This window comes from uncultured Cetobacterium sp. (genome assembly GCF_947038635.1).
GTDB lineage: Bacteria > Fusobacteriota > Fusobacteriia > Fusobacteriales > Fusobacteriaceae > Cetobacterium_A.
In genome coordinates this window covers 1-17,049 of the sequence record NZ_CAMQXC010000037.1, presented here as the reverse complement: position 1 = coordinate 17,049, position 17,049 = coordinate 1, and the positions used below count along the sequence as shown (strand labels likewise).

8 protein-coding genes are annotated in these 17,049 nt (G+C 28.3%); 5 read left to right on the top strand and 3 right to left on the bottom strand.

Annotated elements, in window-relative coordinates; all coding sequences use genetic code 11:
* Nucleotides 1–136: 136 nt before the first annotated feature.
* The 3 genes from Q0V08_RS05410 to Q0V08_RS05400 are packed head-to-tail and all read right to left on the bottom strand — an operon-like array spanning nt 137 to nt 5,601.
* Nucleotides 137–1,150, bottom strand: a complete 1,014-nt coding sequence (locus tag Q0V08_RS05410) for a patatin-like phospholipase family protein (RefSeq protein ID WP_297432773.1) — start codon at nt 1,148–1,150, stop codon at nt 137–139.
* Between the two features lie 8 nt (nt 1,151–1,158).
* The gene (locus tag Q0V08_RS05405; protein WP_297432771.1) at nt 1,159–3,447 is read right to left on the bottom strand and encodes a glycosyl hydrolase family 18 protein; all 2,289 of its coding nucleotides are present in this window, start codon (nt 3,445–3,447) and stop codon (nt 1,159–1,161) included.
* 21 nt (nt 3,448–3,468) lie between these two features.
* Complete coding sequence (locus Q0V08_RS05400; protein WP_297432770.1) at nt 3,469–5,601, bottom strand: hypothetical protein; 2,133 nt, start codon at nt 5,599–5,601, stop codon at nt 3,469–3,471.
* A 382-nt stretch (nt 5,602–5,983) separates the two neighbouring features.
* Between Q0V08_RS05400 and Q0V08_RS05395 the strand changes: the two genes are divergently transcribed.
* From Q0V08_RS05395 to Q0V08_RS05375, 5 genes are all read left to right on the top strand, one after another.
* A complete protein-coding gene (locus Q0V08_RS05395) occupies nt 5,984–6,406 on the top strand; it encodes a hypothetical protein (RefSeq protein ID WP_297432768.1) in 423 nt (140 codons plus the stop codon).
* Between the two features lie 30 nt (nt 6,407–6,436).
* Nucleotides 6,437–9,145 carry a glycosyl hydrolase family 18 protein gene (locus tag Q0V08_RS05390; RefSeq protein ID WP_297432766.1) on the top strand — a complete coding sequence of 903 codons (2,709 nt, stop codon included), beginning with the start codon at nt 6,437–6,439 and terminating at the stop codon, nt 9,143–9,145.
* A gap of 72 nt (nt 9,146–9,217) precedes the next feature.
* Complete coding sequence (locus Q0V08_RS05385) at nt 9,218–10,981, top strand: hypothetical protein (protein WP_297432764.1); 1,764 nt, start codon at nt 9,218–9,220, stop codon at nt 10,979–10,981.
* A gap of 10 nt (nt 10,982–10,991) precedes the next feature.
* Nucleotides 10,992–16,526, top strand: coding sequence for a discoidin domain-containing protein (locus tag Q0V08_RS05380; protein WP_297432762.1), 5,535 nt, complete (start codon nt 10,992–10,994; stop codon nt 16,524–16,526).
* Between the two features lie 69 nt (nt 16,527–16,595).
* Nucleotides 16,596–17,049, top strand: a 454-nt coding sequence (locus Q0V08_RS05375) for a MarC family protein (protein WP_297432760.1), incomplete at its 3' end; no start/stop codon positions are given.

The window sequence follows — 17,049 nt, the reverse complement described above, 5'->3', positions numbered from 1 at the left end:
CGGTTCATACCCGGGCGGTCGAAGGTTCGAATCCTTTTCTAGGCACCATTTGAAATTTAAACTCTGTAAAAAGAGTTTTTTTTTATTTTTTGTAACTTTTACTAAAAAAATCTACTAATATTTCTATCAGTAGATTTTAATGGTTTAAAATAAGTTGTAAAACTATATCATCTAATTTGTCTTTATTATTTTTTATGAATTCATAAGCATCATGAGAAAGATTTTCAATATTATCACTAGATTTATTATCGAGTTCTAAAGAACCTTTATATAATCTAGGATTTAATCTGTAATAGTTCCATTTATTTTTTGAAGAATCAAATATTTTTCTTAAAACAAAATCATCTGTATTTGATTGTGCAGAAAAAAGAATATCAATAATAGGAACTACCCATTTAGCTCCACCTTTAGTTTTAAGATGTTCATAATTTTTATATCCATCTTTTTTACCTGTTCCAATAGATATGAGAATCATATCATCAGATCCTGGAAAAGAGGGCTTGTCCTCTTTTAAATGTTTTTTAAAATCGATATTTCTAGCTTCAGCATACGCAATAAGAGCGGGATTATTTGCAAAAATTCCCCCATCAATGCAATTATAAACATCATCATTTAATGAAATTAATTTTTTAGCATTGAAATATACTGGTGCAGATGAAGTAGCGATAACAACATCTTTTAATTTGAAATTTTTTAAAGGCTTTCTTTTGGCATTTAAGCTATCAAAAAAAATCTCTTTAGCTCTAATTAAATCATAAGAGGTTGACATAAATGGTTTTAATGTATCACTTAAATTGATATCTCCAAAGAGAGATTGAGAAAGTTCTTCAAGAGCTTTTGTAGAGTATTTAGGACGAAGGATTCCACCAAAAGATGAAACCCTTCGAATTATATTTTTTTTGAAAATTTTATCTCCACAATTTTTATAAAGTTCTACAATTTCTTGAGCACTATGGTAGTTTGGTGATGCATAAAGGGCTCCAAGAATACCTCCTGTACTTGTTCCTACTATTAAATCAAAATATTCATGAAGATATATTTTTTTTCCAACCTTTTTTGATATTTCAGTTTCTAAGTATTCACAAATAATTGCAGGAATAATTCCTTTTACTCCACCACCATCAATAGATAAAATTCTAAGTTTTTTCATGGAAATCACTATTTAATAAGAGGAGCTAAAGCATTTTTAAATTGCCAGTTGTGATATTTATCCCAATCAATGCTCCAAGTCATAAATCCTTTAACATCATATCCTCTTCTTTGTACTTCTCTCCAAGCATCAACAAATACGTTCATATCATTGATAGCACCAGTTCCAGCAGCTCCAACACCAGAAGGTAAACCTATAGCTAAAATCTCTTGAGGAATAGGTCCAATAGGGAATAGCTGTGCATACTCTCCACCCCATGCAGGACCATCATGTCCTTTTATAAGAGCTTCTGTAAATTCAGGAATGAATCTAGCTTGATTTTTACAATCGATTGCAACTCCACTACCATCAAAAGGATAAACTCCAGTTCCAGGAGCATTATAATATTGAGGGTGTATAGTTGTAATAAGATGTTTTGTCTTTTTAATAAGATCTATATATAAACTTCCAAATCCAGTACTTATTAAATAAGCAACTTCAGGAGCCATAGAGTATATAAAGTTAGGATCTTTAGCTCTAAAGTATTCGATGATTTCTTTTATTGCATCAACAACATATGTAGTACCATTTTGTGCACTCTGTCCTTCTAGGTCGATGTCAAATCCATTAAATCCGTATTCTTCTATTATGTTTATAACACCATTTTTAAAAATTTGTTTATCAGATTCTGAACCGATATGGAATACTCCATTTTGTCCACCAATTGCAATGATAACATTATGCCCTTTAGCTTTCATTCTTGCTACTTTTTCTTTGAATTGAGCTTTTGTAACTTGCTTACTAGCTTCAGGATCAAAAACAGGAGTTAGATGATCAGGGGCTTCAATAAATGAAACAACGATTGTATCATATTCAATTGGAGTAGCTTCTAAATCAACGTAAGCTGTAGGACCATTTCCTCCCCAAGAAGACCAGTATCCAACTAAAGTTTTCTTAGAATTTCCAGAAGATTCTTTTTTTATTGTAAGAGTATTAGTTTGATAATACGTTACTATTGAATTATTTGTTCCAGCAAATACTAATTGTACAGTATTATTTCCTGTTAATAATGAAAGAGATGCTACAGCTAAAGAAACATTAACCATAGAAGATCTTCTAGTAAATTCAACTGGAGTAGTAAAAGATTTGAATCCATTAATATAAACTGCATATTCAGAATGAATATTTAAAGAAGGAATTGATACTGTACCTAAAAGTTGAGTATTATCTCCATTTAAATATATTGCATCTACATCTGTGGCTCCAATTAAAGGTAATCTTTCAGGAAAATTTACTGTAGGAATTTCAGGATCAACAGGTGGATCGATTGGTGGTTCAGGATTTTCTCCACCTTCTATAGTTTCTCCATTGATGATTAACGTTATTGGTTTTCCGTTTAATGTTGCATTAGATGCAATCTTCTTATCAAATGGAGCTCCATTACCATTAATTCCATCAATTGTGAAGTTTCCATTAGGTCCTAAATTAAAATGAGGAGTTCCAGACCAATCTGCTCCAGAAGTTATAGAGATTCTATTACCTGTTTTAGAAGCATTAATTTGCCATTGAGAAATTCCAGTAGCCGGTGAATCAAAGCTTAACTCCCAATTTCCAGCATAATTTTCACTTGTATGAGAGATTAACTCTAAAGATGCACTGAATCCATTTCCCCAAGATTGTGTTGATGAAAGTTTTAAAGTTGCAACTTTATCTCCTGTAGGTGGAGGAATAATAATATCCTCTTTAACAGTAACTAAGTTAGATGATTTTATAATTTGCTCTAATGATTGAGTTCCTCTATATGAGAATATAGCTTCAACAATATAATCTCCAGGAGTTAAAATAGCCGCAAAAGTTATAGTTTCATTAGGGTTAGTTGTTGTTTTTTGTTCAATTGTATTTCTAACAGAAGTTTTTAAATAATATGTAACTTGAGTTATTCTATTTTGAGAATCAGATATAGCTTTTGTATTAACAGAAGCTTTTTTATCTGTTATAGTTAGTTCTATATTTCCAATAGTAGGAATTATAACCTCAGGTTCAACTGGAGGATCGATTGGTGGTTCAGGTGTTTCGATATCTAAATCTAAATCAAATATATTTTTTTCAACACTTGAAAGTAACTCTTTTACTTCGAAGAAATAAATAATTGATGACTCCATATTTAAACTGTTTATTTTATTTTTTAACTCTATTAATTGAATATTTAAAGATTCAAGCTCATCACTAGCATTAACAAATTTTCTTTTTAAATTATTATAGTGATTTAAAACATTTGAAAAATGAGATTTTATGTTTTGTATTTCTAAAGTATTCATTACACGCTCCCTATTTTAAAATTATATTGTAGCTTCTTTCCAAGCTTCGTTTGATGATGGTGGTTGATCCCAAGCAGAAACATACCATCCATTAACATAAAATTTGCCATTATAGTAAACTTTTGTATTTGAGTTAGGATAACTCATTGATTCGTGCCAAACTGGAATACCGTTATAAATTCCAGAATCAGCTGAAAAAACTAATGGAGTTACATTCGTATTTGTATTATTGTAAATTTGAAAAGCTTTAGTAAAAGCTAATTCATCTTGAGGTAAACCAGTAGAATCAGGACCATTTACATCTGAACCATTATTTGCTTTATCTCTATTTGCAGACCAAAAAGTTATCATTCCAACATTTTTAGTTTTACAAAAGCTAATAACAGGAGCAACATCTTCTAAAAAGAATGTATTAAAAGATCCAGTGTCGTTTATTCCAATCTCTGGACAAATACCTACCATAGCCCAAAGATCATCATCAGTTTTAATAATTCCATTATTACTATAAAGAGTTCTTAATTGCGAATGTAAATTTGTCATAGCGGATATAGCTTGTTCACCCATATTTCCAGCATAAGCACCACCATAGCACATAGCCATAACATTAACCCCTTCAATTTCAACACCTTTTTTTATAGCGTCATCAATTAAAAGAAGCTCATTTTGATTTAAACCATAAGGCATAACAGGTAGTGTGAACCAAATTCCTACGTATCTACCTTCAGCTTTAAGTTCATCTTGTAAGAGTTTTATAGCTGCATGGTTTCTCTTGTTCTCTTCACAAGTTTCGCTACCAACTATTCTATTGTGCTCCATGTCGAAATCAACTCTATTTAAATTCCAACTATTTATAATTGATTTGTATTTGTTTTTTAAATCTTGGATATCTGTTATAACTTCATTTAAATAAGGACCATTAAGTCCACCAAAAGAGATACAAACATCTCCACCCATAGATCTTAATCTTTCAATATCTTGCATAAGGCCAGCATTAGTTCCTTTATCACCAGGTAGACTTAAATTACTTGCCCAAGCAGGATTTTTGTTTGGGTCAGCAGTAATAAATCCTAAATTATAAAACTGAACACCAGTAATTTTAGATTTATCAGCTAATGCAAATTTAGAATTAACATCATCTCTAGCTGCATCTACAAATGGAGCAAAAATACCTCTAGGCCATTTTTTATTAGGAGTCGGTTCTGGATCTGGAGTTGGATCAGGATTAGGTTCAGGCTCTGGGGTAGTTGTATTTCCTTTAATATTTATAATATTAGAGTTTAATAAAATTTCTCCAGTTCTAGAACCTATGTTATATTTACAATTACACTTAAAAAAGTAATTACCTTCACTAACACTTGCAAATTGGATGTGATCAAAAGGATTGTTATTTACAATCGTTTCAATTGAAACATCATTTGTATTTTTTAGTGTATAAACAACCTCAGTTATTGCAGAATCCTTATCTATAATCTTAGTTAATAATCCTTTAGGAGTGTTTTCAAAAGCTGTTAAAGCAGCACAACAAATAGTTGGAACCTCTTTATCAATCAATTGAATTGTAATATTGTTTGATTTTATAGTGTTACTTTGTATCACTTCATTGGCACCATCGTAGTAATAAGTTGCTATAAAATAGAAAGTTCCATGTTCTCTAAAGTTGAAATCTACTTTAAACATAGATTCAGGTAAAGAGATATGTAGAATTTCACTAATTCCAGAAGTTGTTTCTTTATATAATTTGTATTCAACACTATTTAATCTAATTTCAGGATCGACAATATTTTTTAAAGAACCTATTAAAGTACTTCCAGTATCCTCTAAAAGAGCTGTTTTTATTTCAGGTACAATAATTTCGGGTACTTCAGGCTCACTAACCTCGATTATATGCTCTAAATCAAAAATCATTTTTTCAACGTCATAAGCAAGAGCTTTTATTTCGAAAAAATCATTAATATTATTAGTGCTATTTAAGTTTTGAGATAAGTTTATTAAAAGTTCTAACTTATTTTTTGTTATATTATATTCTGGATTTGATGAAACAATATCCATTATTAAGTTCATGCTTGTTTGAAGAGTTTTAAACTTGTCAAAAAGTGATGTAATTTTACTTTTTAAGTCGCTAACTTGAAAATCTAGTTCATTATTTGAATTCAAAATAAATTGACCTCCTATTTTAATTATATTTGTATTAATTTCATGGATTGAAATTATTAATTTTATAAAAAAGAAAAAATATTTCAAAAAAATTTAAATTTAATGATAAGTGAATTTATATTAACATACCTCGATTAAAAATTCAAACTAAAAAATAAAAAAATAAAAAACCTTATTTAAAGAGAAGTATCCTAATGAAAATGTACGTATAGAAAATATATATAAAAAAATTTAAAAATATTGTTGATTATTTTAAATAAAAAATGTATTATATTTTCATAAATGTTTAAATTGATGCAATATAGTTTAATTTTTTAAAAGAAAAATAAAAAAATGATAAGTGAAAATATTTTAAGATATTTTTATAATGAAAGGAGATAGTATGTTCTTTAATAAGAAAAATAAAGAGCTAAAAAAAGAAGTTGCTAATCTAACTGCCATAAATAAAGAATATGAAGAAAAATGTGAGTATTACCAAGAGAAATATTTACAAATAAAAACAGAATATGTTGAAGCTCTGAAAAGAAACGAAAACTTTAATAATGCTTTTAGAGAAAGCTTTTCAGAATTATCTTCAAAATTAATATCGGTAGAGATTACACTTTCTAAATTAGAGGAAAAAAATAAAGAGTTTTCAAAAACGGAAACTTTAGTAAAAAAATTCCAAGAACTTGAAGGTGATTTAATAAAATTATCAAGAGAGATTGGAAGATTATCAACATTTTTAGAAAAGCATACAAATTTTAATAAGGAAACATCAACTTATCAAGCAAATCTTGAAAAATCATATAGAATGTTTAAATAAAAATTTACTAAACGGAGGATAAAACTGCAAATGAAAAAAACGAATAATGATTTATTTCCTGTTATAGACAGAGAACAAGAATTTCAAAAAATATATAACAACACAATAGAAAAAGTTAATTTTATAAATAGTAAGTATTCAACAATACACAATGGAGTAGCTTGTGAAGAGTTAGATCCAATGATTGAAAAAATGAATAATTTTGTATTAAATCTTAGTAGAGTAACAAAACTAGAAGAGTATCTTTCGTTTAAACTACTTGTACAAAATATTTTAAAATTATTAGGGGACTGTAATCATGATGAAGTATTACCACCTATTCCAGAATTAGAACCTACAGTACTTAACGCTATTTTAAAAAATATAAATAAAAATTTAACTGGAGAGTTAACATTAGGAGAGAATGCTCATCTAATAACTTCAGTGGAGTATGAGTTATATAAAAATAATACAAGAGTAGAAAAAGTAACGACTAATTCAGGAACTCAAGTTGCAAACTTTGCATCAAATGCACCTGGAACATATCAGTTTATAGCAAAATATTATTGGGCTAATAAGTTTAAACAAATCACATCAAATACAGTTATAGTAGAGGAAGATGTAGTAATACCACCTCCTGTGGAAGGGGATTTCCCAGCAACTTTACCATACTCAAATTTATGGGCACATACTGTAAATACAAATGGTAATTATGAAATAACACTTAATAATACTTGGGGAGTTATTGATAGTAATTTAGGTGTTTACTTAGATGGAGAATTAGCAGAGGTTTTACCAACAAACTTTACATCAGGAAATAAAGGGTCAGCTAAAAATACTATTTCAGCTTCTAAGTATCCTTCAAATAAAGATGTTAAATTCGTTTATAGAGTAACATATGTAAGAGATGAAAAAACAAATGATAAAGTTGTAGTTTATTATAAAAGTACAACAGGTGTAATTGAAATAGCAACTCCAGATGGTGGAGTAAAAAATTGTAAATATCCAGAATGGAACTCTACTATTGAGTATGGAGCAGCAACAAATAAGATAGTATATTATCAAGGATTCCATTTTAGACATACAGGATGGGCTTCAAAAGGAGATGCTCCAAAATTAAATGGAGATTGGTCACCATGGACAAAATTATCAGCAGGGGAAGAGAGTGCAATAGACTGTCCTGGAAACCACTTAATGGATTCGGCAGGAACAAAACCTAATGCTCACTTAGAGCCAATGAATACATCAGAAGTTGAAGGTTTAGGATCTCCAATGGAAAAAATGCATATAACATATACTCCAGAGTGGGGAAAATGGGGAGGAAGAAAATATACTCCAAAAATAACTCCATGGAATAAAATATCTCATATGCAATACGCATTCGTAGATGTAATTCCTGATTATACTGGAAAGTTTTTCACAGATAAAGATGATATATCACATTTAGCTCAATCAGCTAGAGATGCAGTTAATGGAGCAGGAAGCTTAAATGTTTCACCAAATATATTTGATCCAGGTGCAGCATTCTCAGCTTATGGTGGGACAAATGCATTTATGACAGAATATAATGAAATGTGTAAAAAATATCCATATGTTAAACCAATAGCATCGTTAGGTGGATGGTCAAGATCAGCATTCTTTAGAGATGCAGCTCAATCAAATAAAATAGACCATTTTGTTAAGAGATGTATTGATTTCATTAGAGAGTTTAACTTTGCTGGAATAGATATTGACTGGGAATTCCCATGTTCAAGAAGAGATGCAGATTTAGTTGATAATAAAAATGATTTAGGAACACCAAGAGCTACAGATGATGAAGAAGTTCTTTTCACTAACTTAATGAAAGCATTAAGAGGAGCTTTAGATAAAGCAGGACAAGAGGATGGAAAATACTATTTCTTATCATGTGCAATAGTATCAGGAAAAACTCATATTCAAAAGAGTGGAATTGGAGTATGGCATCCAACTTGTGACTTTATCAGTTACATGACTTACGATGTACATGGAGCTTTTGATCCAATATCAAATCACCAATCATATTTATTCCAAAATCCAAGTGAACCATTATCAGAAACAAATCCTGTAGATAATGCATTCTCAATAAAGGATTTAATAGATTATGTAACAACAACTTATGGAGTTCCAGTTACTAAATTAACAGTTGGAGCACCATTCTATTCAAGAGGATGGTCAGGAATATTTAAACCAGCTTCAGGTTGGGTAAATCCAAATACACCTGGATTATATGCTAGAACAAACATAGATGCAGCTTCAAATGGAGCAAAAGGATGTTCAGCTCCAGGAACAATGGATGGAGGAAGAGGAGCAGGAGTTCTACCTTTACATCACTTAAATAAATTAATAAAAGGTGAAAGTGTAACTGTAAAAACTTTAGATTTAAATGGTCCAGCAAATCCTCATGCAGGAGTAGTATTAAATGGAAGAGAGTTCCAGTATTACTATGATGAGGCTGCACAAGCTCCATATTTATACAACCAAACTGCAGGAATTTTCTATACATTTGAAGATGAGAGATCAGTTGAAACAAAGTGTCAATGGATTGTTGATAATAACTTAGCAGGGATAATTTCATGGGATATAGCTATGGATGATTATGGTATTGATATGCACGGTCCAGAAGCAGCAAGTGCGTATAAAACATTATATCAAGCAGATCACCTATTAACATCGGTAATATTTGATAAATTTAAAGCAAATTCATTAAGATTAAACTATTTAAATAAAATAGCTAGAAGATAAATGATAATTAAAAACTAAAGGGGAGGCGACTCCCCTTTAGTCGTATAAAAATTAGAAAAAGGGAGTTTAAATATGAAAATAGATAGAAATACATTTGAGTTTGTTGATAAAAATTGTATAACTGCATCTTCTAATATTTCTGTTTGGAATGGAAATGGTCCTGATTTAATTTTAGATGATAGTGAGGATACCTTATTTCATTCAAATCAGTTTTCTAATGGTGGGTATGGAGATGTTTACTTTAAATTTGAAGAATCTAGAGTTATAAATAAAATTGAATTTTTGACAAGACACCCGAGTGCAAACAATGGAAGAATCGATCAATATGAAATACTTTATAAAAATAGTAATTTTGATGCAGGATGGATCTCTATTTATCAATCAGAAACAACTGCAGAAAAAGGATGGAAAGTAGCTGAATTTCAAGACATATTAGTCTCAGATATCTGTATAAGAGTCCATAGTAGTTATGGGAATTGGATAGTAATGAATGATATAAAATTTTATTCAAATGTAAGTGTTGAAAATGATTTAAAAACTATCTTTGAATCATTAGACTGTATGGTGGTAAAGTCTCAAATAAGATTAAAAGAGATAACAGAATTAAAAAATAGATATCAAGAGAATATAGAGATATTGAATTTATTAGATATTGGAAAATATGTGTGGCTTCACAATAATAAAGTAACAAGAAAAAAACTAAAACTATTAGCTTCTAATGAAAATAGAGATGAGTATTTTGACACTTTAAAAATAAAATATAATTTATCTATAAAGTCAATAGGAATAACTTTTAAAAGCAAAAAAGAGTATTTGGTTATATCAAGTGAAGATGTTGATTTATATGATATAGAAAATTTTGAGAATTTAAGAGACAAAAAAGTAGAGATAAAAAAAGGGTTAAATTCAATCTATTTAAAAGAAAATACAAAGGAACTATTTTTAGTTGATGATATCACTAAAAATATAGATATAACTATATTTAATGTAGATGAGATAAAAAACTATTCTATTGGTAAAGTTAATTACAGAGAGTTTATAGAAGATGAGACAAATATTTTAGGGTTAGTTGAAGGAAAAAATTTTATTTGTCAATTAAATAAAGAGAAGATAAAAAATAGTTATAATGAATTTGAATTTTTACAAAGTATTGAAAATTTAGATACTATTTTCAATTATATATATTTTTTATTAAATAGAAATGAGTATTATCATGTATCTCCATTTAAAAGAGTTTTGGTTCAAGGGATAAGCAGCAATGTAGTTGAACAAAAAACTACTCAAAATGGAAGTTATACTACTTTTGGTGGAATGTCTAAATTAATGTTTAATAAATCAATTGAAGAACTTGCAAATCCAAACTTTTGTAGAGTTATAGCAAAAGATTTTATTGGAAGTTCAGATGCAAATGATGAACTTAAAGAGCTATTAATATTTTTATTAACAAAAGAACTTGAATTTAGATACTCAAGAGTAATGATAGTTCCAGAAGATAATCAAAGAGCATTATGGATTAAACTAAGATTATTCTTTAACAGTGATAGATTTTTACCAAATTTATATAAAAAGTTTCAAGGTTTTAATTTTAATGGAATAGAAAATCAATTGGAAAAAATCATTCTATGGGTAGTGGAGCTATTACAAAGAGATATATCTAAATATTTTATAGAGAATGGATATGAAATTTCAAATGAAATATTATCTCAATGTAATGAATATCCTGAATTAGCAATTGATTTAAATAGAGTTAATTTCTCAAATTATAAAGAGTTAATAGAAGAGGAGATAACTATAATAAATAATAATTATAAGAGAAATTTAGAAGGAAATATTTAGGGGGAAGAGGATGAGTTCAGAAATAACTTTCATTAGAAATGGAAATGCTCCGAGTAGTAATAATTTTAATTTAAAGTTAAGTTCAAATTCTATAATAAAGAATTTAATAATAGAAAGTCAAAATAATATTTTTCCAGAAGAACTAAATTTAAAGTTTAAAGATTTTATAGGAAATGATATAACATTGAGAGCTAATAGGTTAAGAGAGATGGGAAATATACAGGAGTGGGAGGTTGATCCTATTTTGACAGATTCAGTAAAAGTTAAAATTGGCGAGTCAGAAGCATCAATAATTAATGTAACTCCAGTTTTAACAGATATAAAACCATATTATGCTCAAAGTGATATTGATACAAGAATACCTCAAAGTGACTTTGAAATAATAAAAGTTGATAATGGAATAGAGGTTGAATTAAAAAATAGTAAAATAATCGATAGAATAAAATTAAAGAGAGACTTTGTAAATTTAGAGATTTTTTATAGTCCAGGAGAAGGACAAAGTTGGATATCTTTAACAAATATTCCAATTAGTGGGACACTAAAAATACACCCTGTAATGGTAAAAAAATTTTTATTAACGGGAGAAGGAAATACGCAACTTTCAAAGGATGAAATTGAAATTTTTATGTTCAACTATTTGAGTGTAGAGATTGAAAATCTATTTTTAAATGATGAATATATAGAATTAAAGCCAGAAGTAACAATAGAATCTATTATTGAATTGCAAAAAAAGACAAGCTTAACACAAGAGTATATAGATAAACTATCTATTGCTAGAGATATTCTTATAGGAGGAATGATGGGAGAGATTATTGAATATACAAGCAATGATTTTAAAGTAGTAGAAAGTTTTAATTTTGTCACTGAAGAAAATATATATCGTGTTAAAGCTACTTATGTAGATAGATATGGAAATGAAAAAATTATAGAAACAGAAAACATTAATGAGAATAAAATAGTAACATTTGACAAATTTTATGCTAAAGATATAATTTTTACAATTTTTGCTTCAGCAGAGCTAGCAAATGCACAGGTAATAGCAGTAGAGTTAGATCAAGATGAATATTTTGCTCAAAGAGATATTGATACAAGAGTAGATAAGAGTAATTTGTTAGCTAGTTCTGGATGTGGAGTATATGGAAGTTTAGGGGCAGATAGAGCTATTGATGGAGATGAGGCTACAAATTTTCATAGTAATGCTTATACAGATATTGGATATGGAGATTTCTATTTAAAAAATTCATCTCCAAAAGTTATAGATAGAATAAATATTTTAACAAGACCAAACTCATTAGGAAGAATTGATAATTATAAAGTTTTATATAAAGAGAGACCTACAGAAGAGTGGTTAGAAGTAGGAGAGTCTCTAAATGAGGGAATAGGTGGAAATTGGAGAAATATAAAATTTAACCCAATTTTAGCTTCAGAAATTTGTATTAGAGTAACAAAATCTAATGATGACTTTGTAATAATCTATGAAATGGATATTTTTAAATATAATAAGTTAAGTGATATGTTGAAGGAATTATTTAATGATGTTGAATGTACTCAGTTAAAAGAAACAGTTACATTGGAAATGCTTGATGAAATAGAAACACGTTTAGAAACGACAGAGGAGTATATAAATCTATTTAAAAGAGCAAAGGCTTTGTATATAGATAGATTAGTACCTCATAAATTTGAAATACAAAAAGAACAAAAAAGTGTAATTAAAACCTTAAGATTGAGAGATATAGGTAGAGTTTTAAAAGGGGAAATAAGATATAAGGATAGCCACGAGTATGAAAAAATTTCAAATTCAATAGAGATTTCAATAGCTGAAGTGGAAACACTTGTAGAGTTTGAAAATTTTTATTCTAATAATTTTGAACTATTTTTATATGGAGAAATAGAGCAAGGGAATAATTTTAATATTGAAATTATGGAGATTTCTCAAGATGAATTTTATGCAAGTGAAGATGTGGATGTAAGAGTTGATAAAACAACAATGGTAGCCAAAAGTTTATGTGGACAATACTCTAATAATGCACCAATATATGCTATAGATAACAACGTAAATACAACATTTCATAGTGCTGATTACAGAAGTTATGGGACAGGAGAGTACGGAGATTTTGTTTTAGAATTAGGTACGGCAAAACTGATAAATAGAGTGAAATTTCAAACTAGGTCATCTCATAATGGAAGAATAAAAACTTATGAAATTTTATATAGAACAAAAAATAATGAAGAGTGGAAAAAAGTATTTGAACAACTGACAGAACAAAGTGGAGATTTCAGAGAGGCAGTATTTGAACCAGTATTGGCATCAGAAATTTGTATAAGAGTAACAGATGGACATAATAATTTTGTAGTTTTCTATGAAATAGATTTATTTAAGTATAATACAATTGAAGAAAAAATCGCAAATCTTTTTGCAGATAAAACTCAAACTACAATAAGAGATGGTGTGACACTAGAGGAGATAGAATCTTTAGAAGCTGGGTTAATAACGGAAAGTTATATAAATACTGTGAAAAAAGCAAAAGAACTATATATTGACTCATTAATACCAGAGGAGTTTCAAGTATCTTTAAATGGAGATACAATATTAGATGAGATTCAATTTGTGTGTGAACAAAGAATATTGAAAGTATGTTTAGCATATGAAAATTCATTAGGTGAAAACAAAGTAATAAAGTGTAATCCGTTAATAGATGAAGAAAATGTAACATTGAATTTTAGAAAAATACTAACTAAAAAAGTTAAAATTTTAGTATATGGAGCAGATAGAATATATAAGATAAAAAGTAATAGCTATTTATTATCTGAATTTTGTTTTAATGAGGATGTAGATACAAGAATAAAATTTGAAGATTTACAAGTTTCTTCAAATGCTGAAAATTCATCTTACCCATTAATAAACATGTTTGATGGAGATGTTGAAACAAAATTCCACACTGTAAATTATACTGAATATGCACAAGTAAATTTAAAATTAAATAAGGAATATCTAATTAATAGATTAAGACTTATCAGTTTTAGAAGCAACACATCAGGATTAATAAATAGATTTAAAGTTTTAGTAAAGGATTTAAATCAAGAGAATGAGTGGATTGAGTTTGGAAGTTATAATGTTGATTCATACAAAAATGATTGGCTAATGGTAGAAAATATACCATATTTAACTGATGAAATATGCATAAGAATAGAAGATTCAGTAAATAAATGGGCAATGATTAATGAGTTAGAGTTGTTTGTGTATAATCTTTTAGAAAGTGAAATAGATAATATTTTTGAAGATTCTGATTTTGAAATACTAAAATCTGAGGTAGAGTATGAGGATATATTAGCTTTAGAAAGAAGATGTACCATAACTGAAAGTTATAAAGAAAAAATAAAAAAAGCAAAAGAGATTTATTTAAATTCAATGAATCCTATAAGATGTGAAATACCTAATCAAAGTTTTGAAGTATTAAAGAGCTTGGAAGTATTTTTTAAAGAGAAGCCAGATTATATTTATGAAACAAAAGTATTTTTTGTAAACTCTTTTAATGAAATTGAAGAGATTGAAGAGATTGATACAGTAGAGGATGAAAAAGGAAATTTAAAAATAGATTTTTCAGAAATTTTAATGAATTCAGTAATAGTTGAAGTTTATTTAGATGATTATGAAAAATGGAAATTCAATTGTGTACATCTTGAAAGACTTGATCAAAGCATCTATTATAATATAGAAGATGTTGTAGATGAATACCCTATAGAAAAAATAGAGGTTGAATCAAAATGTGGAGAAGCAATACCAATTTCTAGTATGCTTGATGGAGATCCAAATACTTATTTCCATTCAACAGGGCCAGGAGATATTATATTTAAATTTGAATCAAAAAAAGTTTTTACAGAGTTTAAATTTATAAATAGACATGGTAATGGGAATAATGGAAAAGTTTATAAAGCTGAAATTTATTATAAAAATGATTCTAGGAAAGATTGGAAGTTTGTAAAAGAATACCTAAACTCCAATCCAACATCGGGAGAAAATGAGTTCACATTTAATCCCATTTTAGCATCAGAAATTTGTATTAGATTTAAAGAGGTTTATGCAAATGTAGTGATACTTAATAAAATAGGTTTTATTATTTACAATAAGCTTCAAGAGAACATCGAAAGACTATTTGAAGATAAGACTCTTTATAAGTCTTTAAATAAAGGTGTTAAATTATCTACAATACAAAAGTTTAAAGAGAAAGTATCAACAAGCAAGACATTATTAGCTAAACTTTATATAGCAGAATCTATATTAAAAAATGAAAATGAGTTACCTTTTGAAACTTATAAAATAAAAAGTATATCACAGGATACTAACTATTATTTTGGTCCATTAAGAACAAATGGAACTGGAGATATCTCGTTAACACCTTACTATATACTTCCGAATAAAGATTACGCTATTATATGCAGTAAAAATTTAAGTGCACATATAATACTAAGAGAAAATAAACCTCAATCAGAATATTCATTTTCATTAAAAAAGGGATTAAATATCATTAATTTAGGTGAAATTACAGGGCAGTTAGTTTTAACTGGAAGCAGAAGAGAGGAGATAGAGTTATACTCATTAAATCCTAAAAATGCTATAGTCTATAAATATGGAGTTACAAAAGAGGAGGAGTTTTACAAAATTCCAAATAATACAACATTAATAGCGGATAGAGATGGTGTAAAATTAAATTCAAATTTAGCTTATATAGAGGGAAGAAACTTTATAGGAGCAGTAAAATTTGATTGGTTAAAAAATAATATATCAGAGGGATCGTTAAGTCAAAGAGTTGAAATAACTGATGAATTTTTAGATTTTCTTTATTATATTGATAATATGAATTCCCATTTTAATAATTCTATTCCTTACAAAAGAGTTATGTGGCTGGGATCAGGTAATGATAATCCACATGCAGGAGGGTCATTTGTAGGAGGATATACTGCATACAGTGGTGGAAGTCATGATATATTAAATGCAAGTGTAAGAAATTTTGCCTCAGGATGGGTTGTAGGCCATGAAGTAGGTCATGAAATGGATGTAAATAACTATCATATGGGATTGTTTGGAGAGGTTAGTAATAACTGGTATGCAAATGAAGCAAGAATTGAGTATACAAATAGCATTAGAGATAATGTAGTTAATGGAATGATTGAACTTCAAAATAGTGAGCAGACTATAACAGAGATGGGTCTTTTTGTAAGATTGGCATTTTGGTATAAATTTAGATTATATTATGGTGAGGGAGATTTCTTTGTGAAAATGCATCAATATATGCAAAGTATTGAGACAAATTCTACAGAGGATATTTCAAGTAAATTAGCGACATTTGTAACTAGGATAATTAAAAGAGATGCAAGTGATTATTTCTTAAAGCATGGATTTGCTTTAACTCAAGAGGTAATAGATTATTGCAACAGCTATCCTAAATTTACTAAAGATATTGCAGAAATAACTTGGGATAATCAAAATGAGTTTAGAGAAGAGGAAAAAAGAACATTTAATTTAAATTATAAAAATAATATATAAAAAACTTTACTTTATTAAATTATTTATATATTATAGTGTGTAAATAAATTAAAGAGGAGATTAATAAGTATGGGAAAAGAGTTTGTTATAGATATAATGACATATGTTCTTACAATTATTGGAATTTTAAATCCATTTGGGAATGTACCATTATTTATGACATTAACAAAAGATCAAAATCCTGAAATAAGAAAAAAAATGTATAATGCTATAGTTATTTCTGGATTTGGAATTGTAACAGGTTTTATAGTTGCCGGAGATTTTTTCATGAATTATTTATATAAAATAGGTATGAACGAATTAAGAGTAGCTGGAGGAATGATACTTATTGTTGTTGCCTTTAGAAATCTATTAGGTTTGGGAGTATCAAAAGAAAGTTCAGGAAATGTTATGTCTGAAAAGGAAGCTATAAGATATGCAATAACACCACTAACTTTTCCTATGCTTGTAGGACCAGGAACGATATCTACTGTTATGATTATTCATAAAGAAGCAGGATTAATTATATCAGTAGGAGCTGTGG